The sequence below is a fragment of the Virgibacillus sp. JSM 102003 genome (assembly GCF_041949995.1).
Lineage (GTDB): Bacteria > Bacillota > Bacilli > Bacillales > Amphibacillaceae > Lentibacillus.
Window position 1 is genome coordinate 20,082 of sequence record NZ_JBHFQH010000015.1, and the last position, 18,984, is coordinate 39,065.

Below are 18,984 nucleotides of genomic sequence, written 5' to 3' on the forward strand. Positions count from 1 at the left end.
AACTAAAATAAAGTTGTACCGAAAAATGTACGTACACTAAAGAGTGCAAGAGTTTAAGATCGGAGCTGTCGTTTTGGCAGCTTTTCTTCTTTAACTAATGGGTGCAGTTATGTGGAAGAAGAAGACAGTAATTCCTATAATGCATAGTGGACTTATAATGTGCAACAGGAATCATTCTATAATTACAACAGACGAACTTTCATAATTAGAAAGTTCGTCTGTTTTGTAATTATCAATCGTACCAACATAAAGTTAATACCTATTCTAATTCTTGAAACAAGCCAACACGATTACCATCAGGATCCATAAAGGAACACCATGCGGCAGGTACACCTTCTCGAGTATTGACTTCCTCAATCTCTATATCAAATGCACTTCTCAAACGTTCACGCTCTGAACTGATGTCCTTAACACCTAAACGGATTGAACCATTATCCTTTGTGGGCTTTCCTTTTGCTACCTGCAACCATGCTCCATTTACAATCTCCCATTCGGCAAAATCCTCATGTGGAATGAAGTCAGGTTTACGATTGAATAGTATTTCGTACCACCTAATTCCCTTTTTATAGTCTGCCACTCGAACCTGAAATGTCACGCCTATATGTTTTGTCATTTTAATTCCTCCTAATTTAATTATGATCTCTTTAAATTTTATTGAAGGATTGAAAGGAAGTATTGTAAAAATCGGACATTTTAATGGAAGAAGGATTTTTTCCTATACGCTTCTTAAAATCTTTTATCAAATGTGATTGATCATAATATTCCGCAGCTATAATAGTTTCAGGGGAATAATATAACCAATCAGTAAGAACAGATTGGAAGCGAATTACTTGGCTGAATTTTTTGGGGCTTAAGCCAATACGTTCTTCAAAAAGTCGATTCATTCTTCTTTGTCCAATGACTTCTTTTTTACTTAGTTCTTCGACTGGAATTGTACCGTGTCCAGACACAATTTGATAAAGTATGTTATTAAGGAGTAGATCTTGATGTGAAATATTTCCCCCTTTTAAGGCATGTGATAGAATTTCATCACATGAAGCTATTAAATAACTTATCTCTGTATCTTGTTGCATCTTATCATAAAGCTTTTTTAAAACTGATGAATCTAATTGATTCAAATCTACTTGTTTTTTCGCTGTATCTTTTGCCTTTTCTCGTATAAAATAAGCAGAACTTCCAGGGTAAAAGCGAATTCCAAACGTCATTTTTCCTGGATTAAATTGTTCAGTTGTTCTAAAGTAACCCTCAAAAATTCCATAATATTTAATGGAACTTGTTTGTTTTTTGTTGTCGTATTCAAATATAATATCCGTGCACCCATCTGGAATAATCTCATATGAATATTCTGTAATTTGTTTTTTATAAGGCAACGCACTCCAGTAACAACAAATATATGGACGAAGCAACGGAGCAGGTTTTTATTCCTTATATATAGTAAATGGACTTGGCATAATTGTGGGACGAATTAAGTCAAAGCGTATAATTTGAGACACCTTCTAACTACTAATTTTCTCCTAATATACATTCAAGGAATTCAAGTGAAATCCCTTCTTTTCAGTGTATTACACAGTACAACGATACTGTGCATTAAAATGAAATCTATTTATGCAAAGTTTGTAAAAAATACACTTAAAGTAACGGGTGGGATAGTTGAAAAAATTAAATATTACGTTATAAAACGCTCAGATTATTTTCTGAACGTTTTAGTTTGTTATTTATACTGTTAAATACGGTTCGAATTGTATGCTAAATTATATGTTATATCTATTGTTATAGCATTTTTCTCTCCCAAAACTGAACCCGTTAGCCGATATTAGTGGTTTCAGCAGAGGGGCAAACAAGAAAATCTCCCAGCCAACGCTATTGCAGGTCTACCGGTTTCTTCCGGAGTTAGGAGGCAGGGCACGCGCCATCTTAAAAACGGAAGATGGAGATATCTTAATCACAGCCTTTAATATAACGGAAAGGGGATTCAGCAGGCTAAACAATGTGAATCCTCTTTCCGTTATATAGAGTAAAAGCTGTTTTATAAGGGATGAACCGGATCCTGGTTCCGCTAAATCAATAAATTCAATAGAATATGTGGCTAAAAAAGACAAATAGCGGAACGAGGATCCTAATCCGAGCTCAAATCGAATGATTTATAGACAATAACGGAATGAGGATCCGGGTTCTGAACCCCTTGAAGCTTTTTATCCTAATAATGGACCCTACTCACTTAGTTTCTGTATTTACAAGCTATTAATATTTTGTAATGCTTCTTCAATTCCACTCATTATATCAAATGCTCCGTCTGACTTATTAGAGCAAACAACAACTTTAACTGATGAGTCAGGATAATAAGCAGAATGAAAGCTGACACCAGGGTCATATCCCATTACATGGTACTTAAGGATATTGTCTTCTGATCGTTTTTTAATCCATGTTCCATAACCATAAAAGCCATTTTCATTGACTTGTGTATGAGTTGATAAAAGCTTGTTCGTATTCGATTCATTTAGTAGTTGATTATTCATAAGAGTTTCCCATAGATTAGTCATATCCCCTACAGTTACATATGCTCCACCATCTGAACCACCTTTTACAGGCAGGGAATAGATGTTTGTTTTCCAGGTCCCATCTGGGTTATCGATATAGCCTAAGGCAGTGTTTGATGGTAGAGAATCAAAGGAAAAATATCCTGAGCTCTCCATGTTAGCCTTACTGAAAATGTATTGCTGAACATATTCAGAGAACTCCAGTTTACTAACCTGTTCCACTATTAACCCTAATAAAATATAGCCCGCATTATTGTAATGAAATTTTTCTCCTGCTGGAAATTTCATTGGCTCATTTTGAAATAACGGCAAAAAATCGCTTAATTGCCGTATCTCGTACATGGGATTTTCAACCCACAACTCCTCAAAGTCGTCCATTAATTCCTCATCAAAATAATCTGGAACTTCCGAGGTATGGGTCAACAAATGGTGGACTGTCACTTTATCATCGAAATGCTTAAAATCTATTGCAAGACAATCGCTTAATTTAGAGTCAAATGAAAGTTTACCTACTTCAACTAGTTGACTGATTGCTATTGCAGTAAATAGTTTACATCCAGATGCTATACCAAAGCGAGTCATGGAATTATTCGCTAATTGATCAGAACGATTAGCGAACCCATAGCTTTCATGAACTAATACCTTATCCTCGTCCTTAACATATACTGCTCCCGAAAAATCAACCTTACTTTGAATATCTGAAACTACCTTATTTAAATTTATGTTCATAGCTATTCCTCCGAATATTTAGAAATTTATTGTTATTACTAGTTAAAGAATAGGAATCGCTTGAACATAATAAATAATATCAAACTATATTCCTATTTATATAAATATTATCATTGCTGAAACCCCCGATTTTTTATTGAATTAAAGCATAGCATAATTATCGAAATCTAACAATTCAAGCCAAAACCTGATGCACATCACTTAACCTTCACTACCTGTGTTCTTGCAATTATATCGTATAACGATTGTTTCTTTTTTGTGAAAATAGCAGTCAAAATATAAGTGAATATGAGAACGTAAATTAGTCCACCGATGAGATAGTAATTGAATGGTACTTCTCCATCACCTAGATCAACCAGCCGATAAATAAGATAATGTGATAACTCCTTAGAAAACTTGAAATTCGCCATGCCTTTTTGGCGAGCTTCATAGTTGCACTTATGCAGTAAGAAAGTATTTATACTTTCTTAACTGCCAGGGTAAAAACTTCAGGACCGTCCGAAAAGTTATGTGTATTATTGAAAGGGGCTCTCCGTTTTTATCAACCACTTGGATTCCTGTTTTCTTTTTCCCAACAGACTGCCTGCCAATCACCGAATCACTAATGATAAAATAGATCGATACAGGTAATGTCACCATTAAAAAACTTGTAAGCTGTGCCACCACTAATGAACCCGTGAACAATCCTTGTAAAGATGGAATAATAAATCCATTTAGGAGAGTGATTAAAACTATATAGACCAAAATGAGAATGTAATCAATTATGAAAGCTTTAAAACGGAGCAAAAACGTAGCATAACTCATAACATAACCTCTTCCATTGAATTTTGGATTACATAATGGATAAACATTAACCTTCAATCACACCTAGATATGGGATTTTTTCACCCTTAACCACCGCAATTAATATTGGTCTATTTTCCTTTGAGGGGGTATATATTTTTGTTCCTACCGGCAGCTTTGATGCTGTACCACTTTCAAATTCCTCTGGAGTTGTCGATTGCTTTGTAATTTCAAAGTATTCATCGCCTAAACTTAAGTCTAGTTCATTAACCCAGCTAACGTTTTCGGCGTTTTTGTATACAACATCAATTGTCGAAAAAATATCAGCATCCTTGTTAGCAGCTAATAACTGTTCAGCATCAGGATTCCCTATGTCATTTCCATCTGTACTTTTATCCGAATTACTATTACATCCGACCATTAAAATTGGGATGCTTAGTAGTAATAAAGCTAGCAACAATCTCATCATAAAATCCCTCTCTCAATAGGAATATCTTACAATCTATTAATACAGATTCTTTGCAAAAACAACATTTGCCCTCTCATCTAGCTTTTATCACTGAAAAAAATAATTTCCGTTCGTATCTCTTGATCAATTTCAAGGATTCCAAATGAATAATATGGGAGTGCCCGTTTATCCGTTGGTGATCCAGGATTGAATAATAACGTCTTCTTAAAGTACTTCAGCGTTGGGATATGTGAATGACCATAGATGATGACATCCATAGCCTCACCTTCAAAGGCTTCAATAGCCCGCTTCTCTGTTGTCTTTTTATCCCCGTGCCCGTGGGTTACTCCGATTTTATGACTGGCGACATCAACTATTTCCTTGCGAGCAAAGTTTTCTTTTATATCGTCATCATCGACATTTCCATAAACACCCTTCACCTCTGCATACTTAGAGAGCATGCTGTAAACTTCCATCGACTTCCAATCACCAGCATGAATAATCAACTCAGCACTTTCTAACTCTTTAACAAGCCGGGATGGCAGCTGTTTACATTTTCCGGGCATATGCGTATCCGCTACTACAATTATTTTCATTTATGGGTCTCCATTTCTATAGCTTAAAGATTATATACAACAAATTGTACATAAAGCTGCACCATTACATATAATGCAATTGCATACTTAAGATTGAACTTTATTCCATTTTTATAGCCGCTTAATCCATTCGTGCCACTCAATATAATAACTGGCATAATTAACGGTGAAATAAGTATCGAAATGGCACTTCCGGAAGTAATTGAAAGGACAACCAATTCTGGCGGATAAGGAAGTGAGATACTCTCCAATATCCCTGCAACTAAAACCATGACGGTCAATGGACCAAGCGCCATAAAACCAAGGATTATAACGATAAATGGAAGGAAATATAACATATTAAAGAATGGTATAATTTCCTGCAGGTTATAGATCATTTCTATAAAATCCGCCCCAAGACCGGTTTGATTTATCCCCAATATCATTACGCCAGCAGCCAGCATTATACTGAATTGATACCCTTGGCTAATAAGCCCCTCTCTATAATAGTCAGCTGTTTGCCTGAACAGTTTTGCCGGGCTTTTTTTAATCGTAAAATAAATACTGGTCCACACGATAATAACAAGTGGAATAAGTACCATCAGCGGAATTGAAAGAAGCTCATATAATAGAAAAATTGAGCCGAATAATGTGATGAACAGAAAAACGAATTCCAATGAATGACGAATTTGCTGTTTCCTATTAGAAGAATGGCTGACTATCTTATTAATTTCTGTTTTTATCTCTGAAGTTAAATCTACTCCATAACGTTTCTCATCAAAATATGAAAAAATCACAGCCACCGCAATGGCGCAAACAGTCACTACGAACCCTTGCAAAATAGTTACCCATAACGAAGCATTCAACGCTTCTACAGCAAACGTGAAACTTGGGATGCTTATAACCCATAACGTTGACAGTGCAAAAGCGCGCAAAAGTGCTGTTCCTTTAAAATTTTCCCATGCTTCACCACGCTGATTTTTCAGAATGTCATCTACGAATCGATACATAAGCGGGATTGCTCCAAATAACAAAAAGTATGAAATAATATGAGTAAAGATGATCGTTCCCGAGTAAAACTTACGACTTGTATCAAGCATTCTGTGTGCCAAACCTATGATCTCTTCAATATATGGCTTTTCACGCAATACCCAGCCAATCATTGGCACAACAATTAATAGTCCAATAATACTGCTCATTTGAAGGAGACCATCCTGTAAATTTTCAAAGAACGAATCACTGGCAAGCGTAATGGTGATTAAGCCTGTCAGAAAAAGAAAGAGTGGCAATTTAAATTGTTTTAATGTCAGATTTATCCCTGCAAACAACAGAATTAACAGTCCGCTAAACGCCTGTAAGCGAGCCAATAATTCGCTGTCCATAAAAAACGTGACAAAGTGTAATAATCCATACAAAAAAATGGATAGCCTTAGTATTCTCGACAAATACATGTTGATTAACTCCTTAGTTTGTTCCTGACTTTAATAATGACAGACAACAAAATGTTTGTATAGATTAGCTTTTTAATAATAATTGTTATTTAGGAAACCTGGCATTCATCAAGCTTTGTGGTTATTGTCATTGTTACACTTATCCAGTATGAAAGTCGTTTTAACTCCCTAATTGAGTGAAAAGCTATACTGTGAAACAATCGGTTCTCATAACCAGATGAAGACACTTTTCACGCTATTCATGTCAGATTCGCGTTCTCATAATCCCGATGAAGTCACGGTTCAGCTATTTGAGCATTTTTCCTTGGGACAGGCGTAATTAAAAAAGTAATTGCCCTCATTTAATGATAAGCAATTACTTCTTTGTTTAGCACATTATTTGATTGCCTTGCTAACTTTTAACTTCTTCCCTTTAATGGTCGTATTCTCCATGGCTTGCAGAACAACTGAACCTTTACCATTCAGAATATCAACATATGATAAGCTATCCTTAATCGTTATAATTCCGATGTCGTCCGCTGATACGCCAGGAATCTTTGCGATTGTCCCAACAAAGTCCACCGCTCGTATCTTCTTCTTTTTGCCACCGTTGAAATGAAGCTTCATAATATCTTTATTAATTCGTTCCGTTTTATTATTTTTAACAATCCGGCGACCACTAAGTTTTTCCTCAAAAGCCTCTCGATTGTTTGCTACTTCCTGACGGCTTGGTGCTTCGATTACAGGGATCTCAAATCCAATGTATTTTTCAATCGCGTGAAAATATTTTCCTTCAACTCGCGTCATAAAGGTAATCGCTTTTCCTTTATTACCGACACGTCCCGTTCTTCCCGTTCGATGGACGTAGCTCTCTTTTTCCTTTGGAACATCATAGTTAATCACAAGTGTCACATTATCGACATCGATTCCTCTAGCAGCTACATCAGTTGCCACAAGATAACGAAATTCACCCGTTTTGAAGCCTTCCATCACTGCAAACCGTTCATCTTGTTCTAATCCACCGTGAAGCCTTTTGCACGGATAATTGAACTGAGCCAATTCATTAAAAACAGTATCAACGTGTTCTTTTGTCCCACAAAAAATAATACAGCTATCAGGGTTTTCAGCAACCGTTATATCCTTTAACAGTGAGTCCTTTTCCTCTTTTTCCACTTTGATTAGCTCATGCTGGATAGTACTCGTTGTTATTCCGGCATCCTCAATATCAATATGAGTAGGATTTTTCATATATTTATGGCAAAGATTCTCAACGTCTTTAGGCAATGTAGCCGAAAAAACCATCGTCACTCTTTTTACAGGAAGTTCTTTTATGATCGCTTCCACTTCATTAATGAAGCCCATATTAAGCATTTCATCTGTTTCATCTATTATAAGATACTTTATCTGATCTAAAACAAGTGTACCTCTTTCAATATGATCCATTACTCGACCTGGTGTACCGACAACAACATGTGTCTTTTGTTTTAATTCTTCTTTTTGTCTGGCAAAAGGTTCTTTCCCGTAAACGGCTGCAGCCTTAATCCGTTTAAATCTTCCAATGTTCGTTACATCTTCGCGAACCTGTACAGCAAGTTCCCTGGTTGGTGTAAGTATGATGGCTTGTGGATTTTTTTCTTCCCATTCAATCATTTCGCAAACGGGGATACCAAAGGATGCCGTTTTACCAGTTCCTGTTTGTGATTTTACGACAAGATCTTCATTTTCCAATGCTCTTGGAATTACTTCACGCTGGACTTCTGTAGGATTTTCATATTTAAGAACACCAAGCGCTCGTTTGATTGTGTCACTTAAATTATAATCGTCAAAACTTCTTTTACTCATAAATAAACCCTCGTTTTTTCATATTATCCGACTTATATATATAATTCTCTCGGGAGAGTTATCATATTCAAAATCTGACTAGATTCATTATACACGCTAATTGCTATTATTTCTTGAATTTGTTATAATAAGTTGGTTTTAATAATATTTAGGGGGAACTTTTTTGTCAATTGAAGTAGGCAGCAAGGTACAAGGTAAAGTAACAGGCATCACCAATTTTGGAGCATTTGTAGAAATTCCTGGAGGAACAACAGGGCTCGTTCATATTAGTGAGGTAGCAGACAGCTATGTAAAAGATGTTCATGACCATCTCACAGTAGGCGACCAAATTGAAGTAAAAGTGATTAGTGAGAAGGAAGGAAAAACTGCCTTGTCCATCAAAAAAGCAATCGATAAACCCGAAGGACAAACCTCATCCTATTCTAAACGCCCATCACGCCAGGGAAACAACAGAAATTCCGGTCCAAAAGGTAATTTCAAATCAAAAGACAGCTTTGAAGATAAAATGGCTCGTTTCTTAAAGAGCAGTGAAGAAAATTTATATACACTAAAACGCAGCACCGAGTCCAAACGTGGCGGCAGAGGCGGAAGACGCGGGTAATCTGCTTGATATTTATAGTAAGGTAAGTTTGTTTTAACAGGCTTACCTTCTTTGTATACTTAATGACCCTTCAGCTAGTCCAAATGTTCTTGTAACACGTTGGATGTTTCGGCTAACATGTCCTCCTCAATTTCCACATAATAAATCCCTTCGATCATTTTTTCGTTTATACCTTCTCTCATGTCAATAATTTCAACTGAAATGGATTTACTGTCGAGATTGTTGAACTGACCTTTTGTCATGTTTGTTTTGCTTTGTTTCACAAGGCTTTTCATTTTGGAAATTGATAAATTGTTCTTTATTTCTTTCACTAAGTTATTCCTTTTTATATCATTTTTAGTAAGGCTTAATGATTTGGCAAGCCTTTCTGCTGGAATAGTCACATAATAGTCAATAGGAATATCAAATAACTGGGAAACTGTTGCCATCACTGTTTTAGGTCCTGCTCCATAAGCCCCGGCATGTAGCAGTTTATCCTTAATAGTTTCGCCATTCCCATTCTGTATCGGGACATACGTATCACGAGGGACAGGTACAACCTTCATAGTCTTATCCTCACTATTGTAAGCAAGCAGTAAATTTAAACTAGTTCTATTTCTTGGTTCTTCTCCCATCAGTAAAACAGAGAAAGAGTTATTATCATGGGATGCTAGTTGATTATCATCATTAGAATAAATAACCGGCAATAGAACACCTAGGGATAAAATAATAACTAGAAAAGTTGCCGTTACTGGGCCAATCGATTGAAAAAGGCCTTTGAAATCACTTCTACTATTACGTTTCTTTTTGATTTTGGTTATAGTTTCCTTTCGATCATATTCTGTAAAGTTCAATTCTTCATCATCCAAGTAGGAAAACAGCTCTTTACCGAACTTCTTATTCTTCATAAATACCTGCCTCCTCCATCATTATTTTTAGTTTTTGCTTTCCTCTTCTTAGCCTTGTCTTTACAGTATTTAAGTTAACGCCAGTAACTTCGGCTATTTCGTCCATAATTAAGGACTTATAGTAATAAAGAAAAATGACTTCACGATAACTTTTGGGAAGAGAAAATATAAGTTGTCTGATTTGATGATTATCAGATTCCTTGATGACTTTATCCTCAGCTGACGGCAAAATTGATTTTGCAGCTTCCTGCACAAAGCTTTTTGCTTGAACCTTTCGATGATGCCAACTTCGTAAATAATCCTTCGATTCATTTATCGTAATCCGGTATAGCCATGTTTTTACCGATGATTCATTGCGGAAATCACCCAGATTTTTATAACACTTTATGAAGCTGTTCTGAACTACATCCTTAGCGTTTTCTTTGTCTTTTACATAGTTGAACGCCAGCCGGACCAATTCATTTCCATACGCGACCATAATTTCCTCTAGTATGATTTCTTTTTTGTTTTCTTCCATAATTCCCCGCTTCTCCAATCTGCCCCTGTAATTCGAACATTTGACGGATGCCAATTTAAAATAGTTTCAGGATGGTGGTTAATGTTATAAATTTCGTACATATTAAGGATAAAGGAAAAACTGATTGGAGGGTATAGACAATGGAAAAGAAATACCGTGAGTATCGAACTGGTCAAGGTGTACCAGAAAAAGGAGAATATATTTGTCAATCCGGGGAAAAAGCAAAATTAAATAAAGACGAGAACTTCCCGGCATGTCCTGTCAGTGGTAACGAAACAACCTGGAAGCATGATAATCAGTAACTGCCGAGTAGAAAGCAGATACTCGGCAGTTTTTTATTATTGTCGTATCATGTAATGTTTTGACTTCATTTGTAGAAACTATTGAATTTTTTTATAAAAGTAGCATAATAGATTTCGTTGTGTGTTGTGACTATCGACCCAAATACTTTAAATCATTAGAAAGGAAGAAAATAAATGTTTGCAGTAATTGAACCAACTCGAACTGATTTGAGTAAGGAAATTTCGATGAAAAAGGAAGAGATGATTGAATTAGGGATGAAATATGGATTGGCAAATAAACGCACTATTGAATGCAGCCAACAACTTGATGATCTTTTAAATGAACATTTTGATTTGACACGTTCTTACTATACTGCATGATGTATACCTGTTGAATTCAAGCAGTTTTTTTCTGCTGAAAAACTATTCGAGTTGGTTTTTGAGCCCTATTGTTTTGGAGAACCTGGTGGATAATAATAGGGTGGTACTTTAAGCCACCCACGTTTCCGCATTAGTGTTTTTAAAGTCGATCCAAAGGTTGCCCATTCTGAATAAAAGCCAAGCCAAATCATACCAATGTCACCGCGAACAGCATCCGCTTGTCCCTTGGCACATGCTTGCATACAGGTAACTAGCTTAAAGGCAATGCCATTGGTTATTTCATCATCTGTCAGCTTTACCCCTAAAGGAATCTCGTTTGGTTCAGACTTTGGCTTTGATGACGTAACATCAGGTAAGGGTATCCCTTCATCCTTCATAAACTTGCTTAATTTTTTTACTTGAGTTTCACATAATTGAATGACATCCTTGAGCATCTCCTTTACTTCGTCATCTGTGGTTGTATTTAAACCAGATTCCTCGTAACGAATATACTCTTCCATCATCGTTAGATACGTCCAGCAATCACCTGCTTCAACTATATGCAGCGGGGACTTTGGTTCATCTAGATTATCCATTGATGTTTTCAACGTGTTCCATACTGCTTCGAATGGATTAGGCATAGTTCAGACCTCCTCTTTAAATATTTTCTCCATCATTTGCAAATTAATGTAATGAATTTATCTAAAAATTTAATGATACAAGGCTCTTACTTCATCCAGGTCCTCCAGAAAGGAAATTATCTCCTCCCGATTCAATGGGACAAGCATTTGGTCGTACATAGTAAGAATCTGTCCATTAGTTTCATGTTTATGTTTACTTAGATATTCAGAAAGGTCGTTTAATTGATTTTCTTTAATAGTTGATCGCGTTGAAAAATGTTTAACTTTTTGCAGAACAAACTCATTCGTTAAATCGTCAAACTCACCCGAAATTATATTTCCATTTAAGATCATGATTTCACTCCCTGTTAAAAAGTCCTGCTATTATAGATTACCCAGAATAACTCAAAATAACAAAAGCGCAAGCGCCTGTTCAGCGCCGTATGGACTGCGCTCAGCACTGCGGGTGGGTCGACGTTGCCGCGCAAAGCGGCGGTGTTAGTCGATCTTTCTTTTCCCGTGTGAGATAAAGGATACACGAAGAGCGTAAGCTGCCCCACAGGACGTGGGGTAGTTCGACGTTGCCACAGGATGTGGTGGTTTTAGTCGAACATCCTTTATTTCTTATCGTAGACACGGGGGAGGGAATTCCACTAGGCGCTTGCGCTGGACGTCACTGATTCGGAAGTCCAGTTATCCACTGTACATAGATTTTATAATTTACAATAAAAAAATGTGGCATACCAAAACGGTATACCACATTTTTTATTTCAGATTTAATAACCTTTAGAAACAACATCCAATTTCCCTGTATCAGGATTAATTACTAATCCGTGGACAGGTACATCCTGTGGAATCAGCGGGTGGTTTTGAATAGTTGATACGCTTTGTCTTACACTATCTTCTACGCTATCAAAGCCTTTTAAAAATTGTTCAAGATCCACTCCTGCATTTTTCAATGTATCCAGTCTTTCCTCACTTATACCACGTTCCGTCATCTTATCCATGATACTGTCTGATTTCAAACTGGACATGCCGCAATCATGGTGACCAACAACACACACTTCATCAGCCTGAAGCTCATAAACCCCAACAAGAATACTCCTCATGATACTCCCAAAAGGATGTGATATAAGTGCACCAGCATTTTTAACAATCTTCACATCACCGTTACCTACGTTCATCGACTTCGGAAGCAATTCAACTAAACGCGTATCCATACAGGAGAGAATAACGAGCCTTTTGTTCGGTAGCTTTCCTTTTTGGTATTTTTCATATTCCTTATTCTCTACAAACTTTTCGTTATGTGTCAAAATTTCATCTAGTAATGTCATAAAAAAATTCCTCCCTACTGTAATTATTATCTTTATTTTACTATAAATCAATTATTATGTCGTATTTTGTAAGGTTATGTCTTCTTTTGTTGAACCTATTGATATCTCCTATGAAAATTGGCATAATAAATTTTGTCTCTATATGACTAATTTACTAGATAGTTCTACTATAAATGAAAGGAAGTACATAGAATGATTCAGGTAAAAGAAGCAGTCCGATATAATTTAATCAAAGCAATATCAATGAAGAAGAATGAAATGGTTAAGTTAGGCATGAAATATGGCTTGGCACATTATAAAACAATAAAATGCAGCCAGCAGCTAGACAAGCTTTTAAACCTCCAACGATATGGTAAAAAGTACTTCGTTAATTATTGAGATCACTTACTTTTTGTTGTTAGGATCACACCACATATAACTGCGACAACTCCAATAATTTTCATTACTGTAATGGACTCGCCTAGCCAAAAATAGGCACCAATCATGGTAACTATCGGCAAAAAGTTTAAAAATACGGATGCCTGTGAAGCACCAAGGATCCTAACAGCACGATTATAGCATACTAATGCGATGAAAGATGGAAATATACCAAGATATGCTAAACTGCTTAGATTCCTTGGTGTCAACAAGGATGAAGGTACCCCTGACACAACCCACTCTGTAACAACAAAAGGGAACAAAACGATAATTGATATCGCACTCATCACCAGAAGTGCAGCATTTTGCGGAAACTGATGCATGTATTCTTTTACAATAATTGAATAGACAGCCCAGCATCCAATTGCTCCAATCATGATGCCGTCACCAGCGTTCCAGCTCATATTAGCCAATTGAAATACGTTACCATCCATTACTACCCATACAGCACCGACAAAGGATAAAAAAACACCAGCCTTTTGTTTATGCAGCAGCTTTTCTTTTAAAAGTATAGCGCTTAACACGACCGTCACAACTGGTATAACCGTTTCAAGCACCGATACATTTGTAGACGTGGTAAATTGTAAAGCGCCATAGATAAATGTATTGAAGAACGTTATTCCTGTTAAAGTCATAATTACAAACGGCTTTTTATATTCCCACATTTTAAAACGATACTTCCAAGCTTTCTTTATACCAAAGGGTAAAATGATCATAAAAGCTACTACCAGCCGAAAAAACGCAATTGTGAACGGTGGAAGTTCATTTATAGCCTTCCCCAGAAGAATATTTCCCGCATAGAAAATAACCACGAAACCCATCATTATGTAAGGATAAATCATCGAATCACTCGCTAATTTCTTAGAAAACTTGGCATTCGTTAAAGGGATTCTTATGAAAGCGTATGTTGCTTTCTTAGAACCCCTTATACTCTGGAGTGCAAGCCTTTAGGCGAATTGCCTTAGTTGCACTTATGCAGAAAGAAGTATTTATACTTTCTTATCTGCCAATATAGCATTAGCTTATCAAAAATTTCTTCCACTTAAAAAGAATTCGTACATGTAAAATACATTACATGTACCTGATTCATAACTTATTCAGATTCTCTAAGCAGTGATCTATCTAACTCTTCCACTGATCTTTTTCCGGATAGCGCCAAGGTTAAATCCAAATCTGCAATCATATTCTTCATGACTTCCTTAACTCCATCTCCACCCGCAACTGCCAAACCATTCATAAATGGCCTTCCAACAAGAACGGCTTTAGCACCAAGAGATAACGCTTTAATGATATCGGAACCACGGCGAATCCCACTATCCATTAATACAGGGATTTTATTCTGTACAACATTACATACTTGCGGTAAAGCTTCAAGTGCACTTATTGCTCCATCCACTTGTCGCCCTCCATGATTAGAAACGATGATTCCATCAGCACCATAATCAAGCGCCAATTTTGCATCCTCAGGATCTAGTATTCCTTTTAATAAGATGGGAAGGTTTGTATGTTTGCGTAAAAAGGCAATATCTTCCCACGTCAGCCCAGCATTTCCAAATACTTGGGTCCAATGCATTATTGCTGCAGTTGGGTCCTCTTCTGGTGGCTTTTCAAGTTTTGAGCGAAAGGCAGGATCTGTTAAGTAGTTTCCAACTCCTTCACCGAGCAGGAAAGGTAAATAAACATTTTTCAAATCATATTCACGCCACGCCAGCATTGGTGTATCTAAGGTAACCACAATAGCAGAATAACCAGATGCTTCAGCACGTTTTAAAAAACTAGCCGTTACATCAGGATCCTTTCCCCAGTACAACTGAAACCAGCGAGGTGCATCTCCCATAGTCTCAGCTATTTTCTCCATCGGAACAGTTGAAGCAGAACTGGCGATAAATGGAACTCCCATCTCAGCACAGGCCCGTGCAGAACCAAGATCTCCTTCTTCATGAATGATAGACTGTACACCAATCGGCGCGTGTAACAGCGGAAAATTATATGTATGTCCAAATAGATTTACGCTTAAATCCCGATCATCCACGTTTCGGAGCATCCGAGGTACAATGTTCCAGCGGTCAAAAGCACGAAGGTTTGACTTCATTGTTTTCCCCCCACCTGCTCCACCCGCAACATAGTGGTAGGGTCCATCCTCCAGAACATCACGTGCTTGCTTTTCCCAATCCTCATAAACCACCGGCAAACGCTCCGGATCAGGGCTTGTCATCGTTTGATACACATTGAATTGAACTTGATTACCGAAATTAGACATTGAAACTCTCCTCCTGCATTCGTTTATCTCTGTTTATTATATTGTAAATTGTCAGTTTTTTCAAACATTTATTTGAGGGTGTGTTTGCTGCTCGCTCGAGTTTGGGGCGTGCTCGCTCGAGTTTGAGGCGTGCTCGCTCGAGTTGGGGGCGCTGTCGCTCGAGTTTGGGGCCTGCTCGCTCGAGTTTGGGGCGTGCTGTCGCTCGAGTTTGGAGACGTGCTCGCTCGAGTTTAAGGCGTGCTCGCTCGAGTTGGGGACGTGCTCGCTCGAGTTTGAGGCGTGCTCGCTCGAGTTGGGGGCGCGCTCGCTCGAGTTTGGGGCGCGCTCGCTCGAGTCGGGTGCGCTGTCGCGATTCAACTGACCACCCTGGATCCGCTATGTCGGCAATCCGGGCAGTTTTTGAAATAACTGAGAACTAAAATATTATTGAAATCTGGGTGATTAGCGCTAAAAGTAAAAACCGCTTCGACTTAACATAAGTCGAAGCGGTTTTTTTGGGTTAATATCATTTACGGTGCTGTTTGATATCCCCCGTTTTCGGTTGATATACCTCATTTCAGGTTGATAAACTAGCTATACTATTTTACCAGGATTCAACACACCATCAGGATCAAGAGCTTGTTTGATTTTTTGCATGACAACGAGTGATTCGCCGTGTTCTCTTGCCTGGTATTTTTGTTTACCTGTTCCAACACCGTGCTCACCGGTACATGTCCCGCCTCTTGCAAGTGCATAATCAACAATACGTTCATTTACAACATTAGCTTTCTCAATTTCCGCCGGATCATCGACATCGATCATTAATAAAATGTGGTAATTACCGTCCCCAACATGACCGACTATACCGCCAGAAAGACCGGATTCATCGACAGCTTCTCTTGCATCTTTAACGGCTCCGGCAAGTTCAGAAATTGGCACACATACGTCCGTTACCATCTGCTTTCTACCAGGATGACCATGAATATATGCGTATGCAGCGTTATGGCGGGCTTCCCAGAGGCGATTTCTGGCAGCAGTGTCTGATTCAAACTCTATTTTTTGACAGTTTATATCCTCAACAATTTCCTTCATAAATTCAACATCTTGCTGTAAGCCTGCTTCGTTACCGTGAAACTCCAGGAATAAAGTAGGTACTTCACTGTAATTGGTGTCACTAAAATGATTCATCTGTTTAATCGACTGCTCATCAACTAGTTCAACCCTTGCAACAGGAATTCCTGCCTGTAATATAGCAATCACTCCGTTTACAGCATCATCAACACTACCAAATTCAGCTCTGGCAGCCATAATATGTTCAGGAATACCAATAACTTTTAACGTTAATTCGGTAAAACATCCTAGTGTACCTTCCGAACCAACAAATAGACCATTCAAATGGTAACCTGACGATGATTTTGCAGCCATGTTTCCTGTATGAATCACTGTTCCGTCTGCAAGGACTACTTCCATATCGCGAACCTGATCGCGCATGATACCATATCTAACTGCAGTTGTACCGCTGGCATTCGTTGCTGCCATTCCACCTAAAGTAGCATCTGCACCAGGGTCAACTGAGAAAAACAGTCCATACTTTTTTAGCTCTTTATCAAGCTGGGACCGTGTAACACCAGGCTGTACCTTTACCAGAAAGTCATCTTGCCGTACTTCAAGAACTTTGTTCATTAATGAAAAGTCAACGCTTATTCCACCCTGATATGGAATTGCATTACCTTCCAGGCTCGAGCCCAGTCCAAATGGAGTGACTGGCTTACCATACTTGTTTGCTAGTTTCATAATATTACTCATTTCATCGGCACTTTCCGGAAAAACGACTAGCTCTGGTGAATGTGGTTTGTGATAAGATTCATCTGAACTATGTTGTTCCAGAATAGTATCATTCATGGTAACGCGGTCAGCCGCCAGCACCTGCTGTAGTTCTTCAAAAAGCTTCATAATAAAATCTCCTCGCATCCGTTTTGTATTATTTTTCTTGAGAAATCTGAATTAGGTTTCCGCATGTATCATCAAAAATTGCAAAAGTAACAGGTCCCACTTCTGTGGGTTCTGCTGTGAATTCTACACCTCGTTTTTTCAACCGTTCGTATTCTTGCTGAATATCATCTACCGTAAAGGATATCGTGGGTATTCCATCACTATAAATCGCTTTCTGATATGTTTCTGCAGCTGGATTATCATTTGGTTCTAAAAGCAATTCAACTGAGTCAGGTTCTTCTGGAGAAACAACTGTAATCCATTTAAAATCTCCGGCTGGCATATCTGTTTTTTTAACGAAACCCAAAACATTCGTATAAAATCTCAATGCTTTCTCCTGATCGTCTACAAAAACACTTGTTACTTTTATTTTCATTGTTACCCTCCAGTAGTAAACTATTATTTCAATTGTACCATTTATTTTTCAAAATTTTAATTCACTTATACCAATCTGGAATACATTGTCTGAAACAATCATGATCTTCTATTACATCCAATGAATCGTCCAGCATTCGTTCAAAGTTTTCACTACCCAGTTTCTTTCCCCATACAAGTGCTGAAACAATATGCATTGCACTATACAAAGCATATAACTGCCAGAATGATTCATTAATGCCAGTATTGGTACGATATCCGTCAATAATACCTCTGGTAAATGGAACGCTTATTCGTTTGGAAAAGAAACCTAGCTTATGTAAGTCATGAATTGGATCTCCCCAATCCATCCGTTGAAAGTCGATGATTCCGGAAAAAGTTTTATCCTGTAGTAAGAGATTTGCAGGATGGAAATCATCATGCTGAAATGTATTCGGCCTGTCTTTCATCAGGTGTTCATTCTTCTTTATAAATATTGCAAGCATTTCCTTGATATTTTTATCTATATTAATTTCTTTTAGCTGCGCGAGGTATCTATTGTTCTTTTCCCTTTTAACAGAATACCAGGACGGATAATTTACAGGCGCTGAAAACTGATGCAATTCAGATAATTCTTTACCTGCCTGAAATCCTGCAGCATATTGCTCCTGCTCCGTTAAGTAGTGCAGGGTCACTTCAGCATCTGCGCCTGACAGGTATTCAAGAACCATGTATGCTATTCCTTCATCGATAAGGGGGCCAAATTCAAAGACTTTTGGTACATAATCAGAAAATCCGGCCAGTTTATTTAATATATCAAATTCTTTCTTTCTATCTTCATGGTCCTGAATTGGAAAAAATCCTGATAAGGTATTTATTATCAACTACATACTTTTTGTCATGCGAGAACCCTTTATTCAGTTCCACAATAGCTTTTGCTTTTTTCAAATATGAGATTTTGTCTTCTAAATTAGCCAATTGACCACCACCCTTATAGAATAACAATACGACTAAAAAAGGTACAATTCAATTAGAATT

General features: G+C 37.5%; 22 protein-coding genes and 1 pseudogene. 5 read left to right on the forward strand and 18 right to left on the reverse strand.

Annotated elements, in window-relative coordinates; all coding sequences use genetic code 11:
• Positions 1 to 259: 259 nt before the first annotated feature.
• A complete protein-coding gene (locus tag ACE1TG_RS15570; RefSeq protein WP_375053341.1) occupies positions 260 to 613 on the reverse strand; it encodes a VOC family protein in 354 nt (117 codons plus the stop codon).
• Between the two features lie 31 nt (positions 614 to 644).
• Positions 645 to 1,406, reverse strand: coding sequence for a DUF6597 domain-containing transcriptional factor (locus ACE1TG_RS15575; RefSeq protein ID WP_375053342.1), 762 nt, complete (start codon positions 1,404 to 1,406; stop codon positions 645 to 647).
• A gap of 429 nt (positions 1,407 to 1,835) precedes the next feature.
• Here ACE1TG_RS15575 and ACE1TG_RS15580 point away from each other — a divergent pair.
• Positions 1,836 to 1,953: pseudogene (locus tag ACE1TG_RS15580) on the forward strand (PEP-utilizing enzyme); the annotation flags it as partial.
• 278 nt (positions 1,954 to 2,231) lie between these two features.
• Here the strand turns inward: ACE1TG_RS15580 and ACE1TG_RS15585 are convergent.
• From ACE1TG_RS15585 to ACE1TG_RS15610, 6 genes are all read right to left on the reverse strand, one after another.
• Positions 2,232 to 3,266, reverse strand: a complete 1,035-nt coding sequence (locus ACE1TG_RS15585) for a serine hydrolase domain-containing protein (protein WP_375053343.1) — start codon at positions 3,264 to 3,266, stop codon at positions 2,232 to 2,234.
• 438 nt (positions 3,267 to 3,704) lie between these two features.
• Positions 3,705 to 4,070 (reverse strand): RDD family protein, encoded by a 366-nt coding sequence (locus ACE1TG_RS15590; RefSeq protein ID WP_375053344.1) that lies wholly within the window; start codon positions 4,068 to 4,070, stop codon positions 3,705 to 3,707.
• A gap of 46 nt (positions 4,071 to 4,116) precedes the next feature.
• Positions 4,117 to 4,518 carry a hypothetical protein gene (locus ACE1TG_RS15595; RefSeq protein WP_375053345.1) on the reverse strand — a complete coding sequence of 134 codons (402 nt, stop codon included), beginning with the start codon at positions 4,516 to 4,518 and terminating at the stop codon, positions 4,117 to 4,119.
• A 77-nt stretch (positions 4,519 to 4,595) separates the two neighbouring features.
• The gene (locus ACE1TG_RS15600) at positions 4,596 to 5,093 is read right to left on the reverse strand and encodes a metallophosphoesterase family protein (protein ID WP_375053346.1); all 498 of its coding nucleotides are present in this window, start codon (positions 5,091 to 5,093) and stop codon (positions 4,596 to 4,598) included.
• A 23-nt stretch (positions 5,094 to 5,116) separates the two neighbouring features.
• Positions 5,117 to 6,523 (reverse strand): hypothetical protein, encoded by a 1,407-nt coding sequence (locus ACE1TG_RS15605; RefSeq protein ID WP_375053347.1) that lies wholly within the window; start codon positions 6,521 to 6,523, stop codon positions 5,117 to 5,119.
• Positions 6,524 to 6,898: 375 nt separating this feature from the next.
• On the reverse strand, positions 6,899 to 8,344 hold the full coding sequence (locus ACE1TG_RS15610; RefSeq protein ID WP_375053348.1) for a DEAD/DEAH box helicase: 1,446 nt from the start codon (positions 8,342 to 8,344) through the stop codon (positions 6,899 to 6,901).
• A 163-nt stretch (positions 8,345 to 8,507) separates the two neighbouring features.
• Between ACE1TG_RS15610 and ACE1TG_RS15615 the strand changes: the two genes are divergently transcribed.
• Positions 8,508 to 8,945 carry a S1 domain-containing RNA-binding protein gene (locus ACE1TG_RS15615; RefSeq protein WP_375053349.1) on the forward strand — a complete coding sequence of 146 codons (438 nt, stop codon included), beginning with the start codon at positions 8,508 to 8,510 and terminating at the stop codon, positions 8,943 to 8,945.
• A 74-nt stretch (positions 8,946 to 9,019) separates the two neighbouring features.
• Here the strand turns inward: ACE1TG_RS15615 and ACE1TG_RS15620 are convergent, their stop codons facing one another.
• Positions 9,020 to 9,832, reverse strand: a complete 813-nt coding sequence (locus tag ACE1TG_RS15620) for an LCP family protein (protein WP_375053350.1) — start codon at positions 9,830 to 9,832, stop codon at positions 9,020 to 9,022.
• Positions 9,822 to 10,349: a sigma-70 family RNA polymerase sigma factor gene (locus ACE1TG_RS15625; protein WP_375053351.1), complete on the reverse strand. Its 528-nt coding sequence runs from the start codon at positions 10,347 to 10,349 to the stop codon at positions 9,822 to 9,824. Before ACE1TG_RS15625 ends, ACE1TG_RS15620 begins: the two co-directional genes overlap by 11 nt.
• A 140-nt stretch (positions 10,350 to 10,489) precedes the next feature.
• On the opposite strand from ACE1TG_RS15625, the gene ACE1TG_RS15630 reads away from it, so the two are divergent.
• Together ACE1TG_RS15630 and ACE1TG_RS15635 are read left to right on the forward strand one after the other, a co-directional pair.
• Positions 10,490 to 10,651, forward strand: coding sequence for a hypothetical protein (locus ACE1TG_RS15630; protein ID WP_375053352.1), 162 nt, complete (start codon positions 10,490 to 10,492; stop codon positions 10,649 to 10,651).
• A gap of 174 nt (positions 10,652 to 10,825) precedes the next feature.
• Complete coding sequence (locus ACE1TG_RS15635) at positions 10,826 to 11,011, forward strand: aspartyl-phosphate phosphatase Spo0E family protein (RefSeq protein ID WP_375053353.1); 186 nt, start codon at positions 10,826 to 10,828, stop codon at positions 11,009 to 11,011.
• A 65-nt stretch (positions 11,012 to 11,076) separates the two neighbouring features.
• Here ACE1TG_RS15635 and ACE1TG_RS15640 read toward each other — a convergent pair whose 3' ends face one another.
• The 3 genes from ACE1TG_RS15640 to ACE1TG_RS15650 all read right to left on the reverse strand — a co-directional run bounded on the left by ACE1TG_RS15640 (position 11,077) and on the right by ACE1TG_RS15650 (position 12,944).
• The gene (locus ACE1TG_RS15640) at positions 11,077 to 11,631 is read right to left on the reverse strand and encodes a DUF3231 family protein (protein ID WP_375053354.1); all 555 of its coding nucleotides are present in this window, start codon (positions 11,629 to 11,631) and stop codon (positions 11,077 to 11,079) included.
• A 69-nt stretch (positions 11,632 to 11,700) separates the two neighbouring features.
• Positions 11,701 to 11,964, reverse strand: coding sequence for a hypothetical protein (locus ACE1TG_RS15645; protein WP_375053355.1), 264 nt, complete (start codon positions 11,962 to 11,964; stop codon positions 11,701 to 11,703).
• A 422-nt stretch (positions 11,965 to 12,386) separates the two neighbouring features.
• Positions 12,387 to 12,944 carry a beta-class carbonic anhydrase gene (locus ACE1TG_RS15650; protein ID WP_375053356.1) on the reverse strand — a complete coding sequence of 186 codons (558 nt, stop codon included), beginning with the start codon at positions 12,942 to 12,944 and terminating at the stop codon, positions 12,387 to 12,389.
• A 192-nt stretch (positions 12,945 to 13,136) separates the two neighbouring features.
• Between ACE1TG_RS15650 and ACE1TG_RS15655 the strand changes: the two genes are divergently transcribed.
• A complete protein-coding gene (locus ACE1TG_RS15655; RefSeq protein ID WP_375053357.1) occupies positions 13,137 to 13,322 on the forward strand; it encodes an aspartyl-phosphate phosphatase Spo0E family protein in 186 nt (61 codons plus the stop codon).
• Positions 13,323 to 13,324: 2 nt separating this feature from the next.
• Here ACE1TG_RS15655 and ACE1TG_RS15660 read toward each other — a convergent pair whose 3' ends face one another.
• From ACE1TG_RS15660 to ACE1TG_RS15680, 5 genes are all read right to left on the reverse strand, one after another.
• On the reverse strand, positions 13,325 to 14,185 hold the full coding sequence (locus tag ACE1TG_RS15660) for a DMT family transporter (RefSeq protein WP_375053358.1): 861 nt from the start codon (positions 14,183 to 14,185) through the stop codon (positions 13,325 to 13,327).
• Positions 14,186 to 14,454: 269 nt separating this feature from the next.
• On the reverse strand, positions 14,455 to 15,621 hold the full coding sequence (locus tag ACE1TG_RS15665; protein WP_375053359.1) for a lactate 2-monooxygenase: 1,167 nt from the start codon (positions 15,619 to 15,621) through the stop codon (positions 14,455 to 14,457).
• 573 nt (positions 15,622 to 16,194) lie between these two features.
• Entirely contained in the window at positions 16,195 to 17,553 is a 1,359-nt protein-coding gene (locus ACE1TG_RS15670) for an FAD-binding oxidoreductase (protein WP_375053360.1), read from the reverse strand.
• A 28-nt stretch (positions 17,554 to 17,581) separates the two neighbouring features.
• Complete coding sequence (locus tag ACE1TG_RS15675; protein WP_375053361.1) at positions 17,582 to 17,968, reverse strand: VOC family protein; 387 nt, start codon at positions 17,966 to 17,968, stop codon at positions 17,582 to 17,584.
• 61 nt (positions 17,969 to 18,029) lie between these two features.
• Entirely contained in the window at positions 18,030 to 18,830 is an 801-nt protein-coding gene (locus ACE1TG_RS15680; RefSeq protein ID WP_375053362.1) for an aminoglycoside phosphotransferase family protein, read from the reverse strand.
• Positions 18,831 to 18,984 lie beyond the last annotated feature (154 nt).